This is a genomic window from Deltaproteobacteria bacterium (assembly GCA_009929795.1).
Taxonomy (GTDB): domain Bacteria; phylum Desulfobacterota; class Desulfovibrionia; order Desulfovibrionales; family Desulfomicrobiaceae; genus RZZR01.
The window spans coordinates 1-8,808 of record RZZR01000098.1 but is presented as its reverse complement, the minus strand read 5'-3'; the positions used below and the strand labels follow the sequence as shown (position 1 = coordinate 8,808).

5 protein-coding genes are annotated in these 8,808 nt (G+C 62.0%); 3 read left to right on the top strand and 2 right to left on the bottom strand.

Annotated features, from left to right (window positions below; translation table 11 throughout):
• Positions 1 to 244 precede the first annotated feature (244 nt).
• Together EOM25_10270 and EOM25_10265 are read right to left on the bottom strand one after the other, a co-directional pair.
• Positions 245 to 604: a dinitrogenase iron-molybdenum cofactor biosynthesis protein gene (locus EOM25_10270; protein ID NCC25563.1), complete on the bottom strand. Its 360-nt coding sequence runs from the start codon at positions 602 to 604 to the stop codon at positions 245 to 247.
• Positions 601 to 2,001, bottom strand: a complete 1,401-nt coding sequence (locus tag EOM25_10265) for an AAA family ATPase (GenBank protein NCC25562.1) — start codon at positions 1,999 to 2,001, stop codon at positions 601 to 603. The genes EOM25_10270 and EOM25_10265 overlap by 4 nt, the downstream gene beginning before the upstream one ends.
• A gap of 150 nt (positions 2,002 to 2,151) precedes the next feature.
• Here EOM25_10265 and EOM25_10260 point away from each other — a divergent pair, with 150 nt between their 5' ends.
• The 3 genes from EOM25_10260 to EOM25_10250 form a co-directional block, all read left to right on the top strand.
• Positions 2,152 to 4,773, top strand: coding sequence for a pyruvate, phosphate dikinase (locus EOM25_10260; protein NCC25561.1), 2,622 nt, complete (start codon positions 2,152 to 2,154; stop codon positions 4,771 to 4,773).
• Positions 4,774 to 4,812: 39 nt separating this feature from the next.
• On the top strand, positions 4,813 to 7,374 hold the full coding sequence (locus EOM25_10255) for a pyruvate, phosphate dikinase (protein ID NCC25560.1): 2,562 nt from the start codon (positions 4,813 to 4,815) through the stop codon (positions 7,372 to 7,374).
• Positions 7,375 to 7,633: 259 nt separating this feature from the next.
• The coding region (locus EOM25_10250) for a hypothetical protein (protein ID NCC25559.1) at positions 7,634 to 8,808 on the top strand (1,175 nt) is incomplete at its 3' end.

The window sequence follows — 8,808 nt, the reverse complement described above, 5'->3', positions numbered from 1 at the left end:
GCCAGATGGTCCCTGAAGGCGGGGTTGGTGTCGGCGATGAGGATCTGCATGTCCGGGTGGAGATCTCCTGTCCTGTTCTGATACATAGAGCGGCCAATCATTTGGCAATGATCGTGCCGACACAAGGAAGAGCAAGAAAACCAAATGGATATCGATGGATTTGGAGCTGCGCCCAGTATGGATGGAGATAAAAAATGAAACATAATACAACAAAAAAAAATTCGACAAAAATCAAAAAAGGACATTACAAAACATTTGATGGGCCGTAAAAGTCCGTGCCCCGGTCGAGGGCATCGTTGGCCAGGGCGGTCACGACCCTGTCCACAGGGCCCATGACCTCATCCACGACCGTGACCCCCTTCCAGGTCAGAAACTGGAAGTATTCGTCCTCGATGCCTGCGCAGACCACGGTCTGAACGTCCTCGTTCAGGATGAGCCGGCAGAGTTCGTCGGCCGATGGCCCGGGCAAAACCACGATGCGCGATTCCCAGCAGGCCGGTTTGTCCGGCTTGGAGGTGACAAGGACGAGCATGACGTCGGTGGCCAAATCGAACCGGGGGGCGACCTCGTTGCCGAAGAGGGGGATGAGGATCTTGCGGCTCATGGCGCGCTCAGCCCATGCTCCCGCATTTTGCGCCACAGGGTGCTCCTGGCCCAGCCCAGGGCCTTGGCGGCCTCGCCCCGGCGGCCCTTGGCCCGGACCATGGCCTCCAGGATCATGTCCCGCTCGGTCTCGGTCCATGTGGAGTCGGTTCTGGGAGTTGGAGCCGGATCACCCGGGGGCTGGGCCGTGTGTCCCGAAGGTCCGGCCTGCGGTGAGGCGGACAGGGCCTGGGCCAGGAGGTAGGCCGGGAGGTCTCGGCCGGAAACGGTTTCGCCGGGGCAGAAGTTGACGGCGTACTCGACGATGTTTCTCAGTTCCCGGATATTGCCGGGGTAATCGTAGGCCCGGAGCAGGTCCAGGGCCTCGTCGGAAAAGGCCTGGGCCCGGCTCTTGAATCTGGCCTGGAATTCCTTGAGAAAGTGGTCCAGCAGAAGGGGGATGTCCCCGATCCGTTCCTTCAGGGGAGGAACGTGGAGGCGGATGACGTTTAGGCGGAAGAGCAGATCCTGCCTGAACCGGCCCTGGGCGACCATGTCCTCCAGATGGCGATGAGTGGCGGCGATGATGCGGACGTCGGCGTGGAACCCGGTGGTCCCGCCCAATGGGTAGATCATCTTATCGTCCAGAACCGAGAGAAGCTTGACCTGAAGGGCCAGGGGCAGGTCCCCGATCTCGGTCAGGAAAATGGTGCCCTTGTCGGCCAGGCGGAAACGCCCGGGCTTGTTTCGGTCCGCTCCGGTGAAGGCCCCCTTGGCGTGGCCGAAGAGTTCGGATTCCAAAAGGGTGTCGGGCAGGGCCCCGCAGTTGATCTTGACAAAGGGCCCCCGGGCCCGGTCGGAGATCTTGTGGATGGCCTCGGCCAGGAGGTCCTTGCCCGTTCCGGTTTCGCCGGTGATGAGGACCGAGGAGTCGGTCTGGGCCACGCTGGGTAGCATGCGCAGGACCCGGCGGAATTGGGGGCTGACCCCGACCAGCTCGTCCATGCCGAAAGGCAGATGGTCGTAGCCGTCGGTTCGGGTCGGCGCGATCCGCTCCTGGACGGTTTCGACATAGCCCCGGTGGTGCCCGGATTCGTCGACAAGGGGGGCCACGGTCAGCCGGACCTGGACCTTTCGCCGGTCGCGGGTCAGGATGTCGGCGTCGCAATGGATGGGGGCAAAGGTGGTCCGCCCGTCGCGAACCGGGCAGCCGGCCAAGCAATGGCTGCAGCGCAGGGTGTGCAGGCAGCCGAGGCCGCAAACCCGGTGGCGGTCCACGCCGGTCAGGATCTCGTAGCCGCGGTTGACCATGATGACCCGGCCATGGGAATCCAGAATGGAAACACCGAGAGGGAGTTCGTCCAGGAGGGGGACGAGGACCGGATCGTTCTCGAAAAAGGCTTGTGACGAAATGAACATGAACGGAACAGGCCTCAATTTCACCCCTTTTGTCAAGGGCCGATCCGGATCCGATGGAGTCGTTCCATTTGATGTTGTGACCTCTTCCACTGAAATCCGAATTGATCCCCGTGTTGTCATCGGTCGAAATCAAGGGTATTTTTTCCATATGTGCAGTTCACCCGCGCCAAAGACCGCCTGCGCCCCATGGAGCGAGGCATGATCCGGTTCATCAAGCGATTGTTCGGCCGGGCCCAGGGATCGGACCGGAAAGATTACGAGGAACCGGAGTCCCAACGCAAGTATTTCTATTTCAAGGATCTGCTCAAGGAGAACCACCGGTCACTGGAGATCGTCAACGGCCTGGAACAGCTCGCCTTGGCCGACCGGCCTTTCACCTACGAGGAAGTGCTCGAGCGGTGCCAGGCCCTGATGGGTGTGGTCTGCGAATTGGTGGAAAATCTGAACGCCATGTCCGGGGGCAGGTATCCGGAATTATTTGCCGTGGCCGAGCGGATCGGTATCCAGGTCCTGGGTGCCCTATCCCGGAGGCGGCGGCCGAATCGCTCCGGCCTGGTCCTGCCCCTAGCGGCCTTAAGCCGTGAAAACGCCGAGCAGGTCGGAGGCAAGGCGGCCAATCTGGGGGAGATCATAAACCGGGTCGGTCTGCCCACACCCAGGGGATTCGTGGTCACGGCCTTTGCCTGTCACCAGTTTCTGTGGGCCGCGGGGCTGGTGGACTTCATTAAGGCCGAGTTCCAGGGGCTGGACATCGAGGACACGGACCGGCTGGAGAAGGTCTGCCAAGCAGTGCAGGAGCGGATTTTGGCCGCGCCACTGCCGGACGAACTGGAGCGGAGAATCAAACACGAGGCCGTCCAGCTGGCCAGGGATTTCGGGTCCGACGTCCGCATGGCCGTGCGGAGCAGCGCCACGGGTGAAGACTCGGAATTATCCTTTGCCGGACAGTACGCCACGATTTTGAACGTCCGGGAGGAGAACGTGCTCCAGGCCTATCGGCAGGTGGTGGCCAGCATGTACAGCCCGAGAGCCGTATTCTATCGGCGGAGCGTAGGCTACCGGGACCAGGATGTGATCATGTGTGTCCTCTGTCTGAACATGATCCGGGCCAAGGCCAGCGGGGTTCTCTACACCCTGGACCCCAACGTCCCGGGACGGGAGGTCATGATCGTCGGGGCGGTCTGGGGCCTGGGAGTGGGAGTGGTGGACGGGTCCATGCCCACGGACCATTGGGAGATAGATAAGACTGATCTACGTGTTCTTGAAGCCAGGACCGCGACCAAGCCGGTGCGGGTGGTCATGGGGAGCCGGGGCGGCATGGCCCGGGAGGCCGTGGAGCCGGAGATGGTGGACCGGCCCTGCCTGGAACCGGCTCAACTCGCCCATCTCGTCGAATATGGTCTGTCCCTGGAGCGCCACTATAAGCAGCCCCTGGATATTGAGTGGGCCCTGGACCCGGGCGGCAGGCTTTTCGTAATCCAGGCCCGTCCACTGAATCCCAAGGATTTGGAGCGAGTCTCGGCCGAGGCAGCCATCGACGAGGTCGAATTGTCCGGACACGAGATCCTTGTTTCCGGCGGGTCCACGGCCTCGGCCGGGGCTGCCTCGGGTCCGGCCTTTATCCTTGGCCACGACCAGCATCTGGGGACCGTGCCCGAGGGCGTCATCCTGGTCACGGCCCAGACCACGCCCCGGTTGGTGCCTTTGATGCACAAGGTTCGGGGTATCGTGACCGAGGTGGGCAGCGTGACCGGGCACATGGCCTCGGTGGCCCGGGAGTTCGCCCTGCCGACCCTGGTGGGGGTGGAAGGGGCCACGTCCACCCTGCCCCACGGAGAGGAGATCACCCTGGACGCCACCAACGGGGTGGTCTACTCGGGCCGGATCGATTCCCTGGTCCGGACCCGGCCCGCCAAGAACATGATGAAGGGCGGGCCATTGTTTCAGTTGGTTCAGGATGCCATGAAGAAAATTTCTCCCCTGAACCTCTATGACCCGAGGCTGGAATCGTTCCGGCCCGAGGGCTGCCTGACGGTCCACGACCTGGTTCGCTATATCCACGAGATGTCCATGGTCGAGATGTTCCACCTGGGCGACGAGATCGGGGACGAGGATGAGTGGTCCGCGGTTCTCGAGACCAAACTGCCCCTGAAAATCCACATTCTGGATTTGGGCAGCGGATTTCTGAACCCGCCCCGGGACGGTTTGGTGTCCGAGGAGGACATCGCCTCCAGACCCTTCAGGGCACTGCTCAAGGGCATGTCGTATCCGGGTCTGCATTGGCTGGACCCGGTGGGGCTTCATCTGACCGAGTTCTCGGCCATCATGAGTTTGGCCTCTCTGAACGACCCCCAGCGGGACGCTTTCCCGGGCGTGGCCAGCTATGCCATTGTGGCCCGGAGATACGTCAACTACAGCGCCCGTCTGGGATACCATTATGTGACCGTGGACGCCTTTTGCGGCGACAATCTGAATGACAACTACATCACCTTCTCCTTCAAGGGCGGGGCCACGGACGCGGCCCGTAGAACGCGGCTGGCCCGGATGATTGCCGCGGTCCTCAGGCCCATGGGCCTGAGGGTGGAGATCCGGGGCGACATGCTCCGGGCCGAGATCCGCAAATACGACTCGGCGCGCATGGAGGACAAATTGGATCAGATCGGACGGCTCATGGGCTCCGTCCGGCTTCTGGACATGGTCCTGGTCGACGAGGATGAAATCCCCTGGTATGCGGACCAGTTTCGGAAAGGAAACTACTCGTTTCGGAAGTGAAACGGCGGATGCGGCGAACCGCGTCAAGGAAGGACCGAGATGTTCAGACAGCTCGACAGGCTTTTCAAGGTCGAGGACCGGGCCGCGCATATTCCGGCCGAGGTCACGGAAGTCCAGCGCAAGTACCTCTATTTCAAGCAGCTCCTGCGGCACAACCATTTGTCCCTAAATCTGATCAACGATCTGGAGGACCTTCTCTTCGGCCTGCGTCCCTTCTCCTACGAAGAGGTGCTGACGAAATGCGAGGAGTTGACGGCCGTGGTGTACGAGCTGGTGGAGGATCTCAACGCCGTGTCCCAGGGCAAGTACCCGGAACTGTTCGCTGTGACCGAGCGGATCGGGGTCCAAATCCTTCGGGGACTGACCAGACAGAAAAAGCCGGAGCGAACCTGCCTGGTTCTCCCCCTGGCGTCCCTGAGCCACGAGAACCAGGCCCAGGCTGGGGGCAAGGCGTCCAACCTGGGGGAGATCGCCAACCGGGTCGGTCTGCCCACGCCCAGGGGCTTCGTGGTCACTGCCTACGCGGGACATCATTTTTTGCGGTCCACGGGTCTCTACGAGGCCATCCGGGAACGCTTCCGAGGACTGGACATTTCAGACACGGACCGTCTGGATGCGGCCTGCCGGGCCGTTCAGGGTCTGATCAGGGATACGGAGCTTCCGGAAGAACTGGGGCTTCGAATCCGTTACGAGGCCGGGCAGTTGTTCCGGGAGCTCGGTCCCGGCACCCGGCTGGCGGTCAGGAGCAGCGCCACGGGCGAGGATTCCGAATCGTCCTTTGCCGGACAGCATTCCACGGTGCTCAATGTGAGCGAGGAAAACGTGGTCGAGGCCTACAAGGAGGTCGTGGCCAGCATGTACAGCCCCAGGGCCGTGTTCTACCGTCGGAGCATGGGCTACCGGGACCAGGACGTGGTCATGTGCGTGCTCTGTCTGAACATGGTCGCGGCCATGGCCAGCGGGGTTCTCTACACCGAAGACCCCAACGCTCCCGGACGGCAGACCATGATCGTCAGTGCGGCCTGGGGCCTGGGAGTCAGCGTGGTGGACGGGACCATGGTCACGGACCATTGGGAGATCGACAAGTCTACCGGGCAGGTGACTGAGGCGAGCGTCGCTCTCAAGTCCAAACAGATCGTGATGGGTGCCGGGGGAGGTCTGACGGAGGATCCCGTGGATCCTGCCAAGGGCGTCCTGCCCTGCATGGACCCCGCCCAGCTTCAACTTTTGGCCGAGTATGGTCTGGCTCTGGAGCGGCACTACAAGGAGCCTCTGGACATTGAGTGGGCCGTGGATCAGTCCGGCAGACTATTCATTCTCCAGGCTAGGCCTCTGAACCCGAAGGACCGCGAGCCGGACCAGACCGAGACCTCTACTCAGCCACCCGAGGCCGAGGGTCATGAGATCCTCCTGTCCGGAGGATCCACGGCCTCGGCCGGTGCGGCCTTTGGTCCGGCCTTTGTCCTTCGGTCCGATCACAATCTGGGAGCCGTGCCCGAGGGGGTCATCCTGGTCACGGCCAAGACCTCGCCGACCTATGTGCCGCTGATGAACAAGATCAAGGGGATCGTCACCGACATGGGCAGCGTGGCCGGGCACATGGCCTCGGTGTCCCGTGAGTTCGGCCTGCCGACCCTGGTGGGCACTGAACGGGCCACAGCCGTCCTGAATCACGGTGATGAGATCACCCTGGACGCCACCAACCGTGTGGTCTACGCCGGTCAGGTGGCCTCTTTGATCCGGTCCAGACCCAAGGCCAACATGATGAAAGGCGGGCCCCTGTTCAGGCTCGTCCGGGACACCCTGAAAAAGGTCGTTCCCCTGAACCTCTACGATCCGAAGCTGCCGGTCTTCCGGCCTGAAGGATGTCTGAGCCTCCACGACGTGGTCCGGTACGTCCACGAGAAGTCCATGATCGAGATGTTTCATTTGGGCCAAGACATCGACGACGACAAGCATGAGGCTGTGCGCCTGCAGACCGACCTGCCCCTGAACACCTTTGTCCTTGACCTCGGCGGGGGTATTGAGAGCGAGATCCGGGATGGGACAATCGGAGGGGACCAGGTCGTTTCCAGGCCTTTGCAGGCCCTGCTCCGGGGCATGTCCCATCCGGATGTCCCCTGGACCTGCTCACCCAGGACCGAGGGGCGCTATCCGTGTCCACTGGCCTATGCCCCCCAGGGAGCCGAGCGTCTGCTGGCCGGCCCGAATTATGCCATCGTGGCCCGGGAGTACCTGAACTACAACGCCCGGTTGGGCTATCATTTCGTGGCCATCGACGCCTTTTGCGGGGACAATGTTCACGACAACTACATTACGTTCTCCTTCAAGGGCGGGGCAGCGGACGTCGCCCGCCGGACCCGGAGGGCCAGGATGGTGGCCGGTGTCCTCCGTCACCTGGGCCTGCGGGTGGAGATACGGGGCGATATGGTAAGCGGCGAGATCAGGAAGTACGACTGCCCCAGGATGGAGGACAAGCTCGACCAGTTGGGCAGGCTTCTGGGATCGGTCCGTTTCCTGGACATGGTCCTGACCGAGGACGAGCAGATTCCCTGGTATGTAGAGGAGTTCTTCAAGGAAAACTACGCATTCCGACACTGAGTGGACCTTGGATCGATTCACGGTTGGTTTGAATCCCGCAGGCATGCGCGACACGGGTCTGCCGATTTTTTTTGCCCGGACCAGCGAGAACCCTTTGACTTTTCTCCACGCTTAGCCTAGAGATTCCGAGCCGTTAAGATGAAGAAAGGCTTGATTTCCAATAATTTGAAGTGATTGGCGTATCGGGTCTTCTGCGAAGACGCATGTACGTTCGATTGAACATGAAAACACGCATCATCCAGGGCGGTCGCCGAACCTCATGACCTTGTTCACGCTGGCTTTGGGATTGCTTCTCTTCGGGAGCGTCCTGTCATTTCTCCTGGGACGGTCGTCGGCCTCGGCTTGGGCCGGGCCCCTGGTCGGCATCCTCGGCTGTTCCGCAGGATTTGTCGCAGCCCTGTCGACTCTGCTTGAAGGCGCTTCCGTTGCCCTGACCATCGACTGGTCTCTGCCGGTGGGCCGATTCGGCCTGCTGCTCGACCCCCTGTCCTGCCTCTTTCTCCTGCCCGTTTTTCTCCTTGGCGGAGTTGCCGCCCTGTACGGGAGCTCGTCCATCAAAGAGTACGCGGGACGCCGCAATCTCGGGGCCCATTGGGCCTTTTTTATTTTGACCGTGCTCGGGTTGGCCCTGTCCATGGCTGCGGACAACGTCTTCCTGTTCCTGGTGGCCTGGGAGATCATGTCCATCGCCCCCCTCTTCTGCATCACCCTGAACGACGGACATGCCGATGTCCGGGAGGCCGGTCGGGAATACCTGATCGCCGCCCATGTCGGAGTGGCCTTCCTGACGGCCATGCTTCTTTTTTTCGCCTTCAGGGCCGGTTCGCTGGACTTCTCGGCCATGGGCACGGCCTCGCTGAGCGGCCTCGACGTTGGGATCATCTTTGTGCTGGCCTTGATCGGTTTCGGGGCCAAGGCCGGCATCATGCCCATGCATGTCTGGCTGCCCAAGGCTCACCCGGTGGCTCCCAGCCATGTCTCGGCCTTTCTGTCCGGGGCCCTGATCAAGGCCGGCCTGTACGGTCTTCTTCGGGTTATGACCCTGACCGCTCCCGTGGCCTCATGGCAGGCCGCGGTCTTGATCATCGTCGGATTGGTCACGGCCTTTTTGGGAATTCTCTTTGCCCTGGGCCGGCAGGACTTGAAGACCATGCTGGCCTATTCCAGTTCCGAAAATATCGGGATCATGGTCCTGGGCCTCGGAGTTGGGTGCGCCGGTCTGGCCTATGGCCTGCCAGGCCTGAGTCTGCTCGGCTTTGCCGGCCTCTTTCTGCATGTCCTGAACCACAGTCTGATGAAGGGGCTCTTGTTCCTGTCGGCCGGGGCCGTGCTGCATGGGGCCGGGACCACGGCCCTGTCCAGTCTGGGCGGTCTGATCAAGACCATGCCCAGATCCGCGGCGGCTTTCGGCCTGGGGGCCGTGGCCATCGCCGG

What these genes read in the sequence shown, in the direction of transcription:
- EOM25_10270 (NCC25563.1), bottom strand. Translation starts at nt 604, where the DNA reads ATGAGCCGCAAGATCCTCATCCCCCTCTTCGGCAACGAGGTCGCCCCC.
- EOM25_10255 (NCC25560.1), top strand. Translation starts at nt 4,813, where the DNA reads ATGTTCAGACAGCTCGACAGGCTTTTCAAGGTCGAGGACCGGGCCGCG.
- EOM25_10265 (NCC25562.1), bottom strand. Translation starts at nt 2,001, where the DNA reads ATGTTCATTTCGTCACAAGCCTTTTTCGAGAACGATCCGGTCCTCGTC.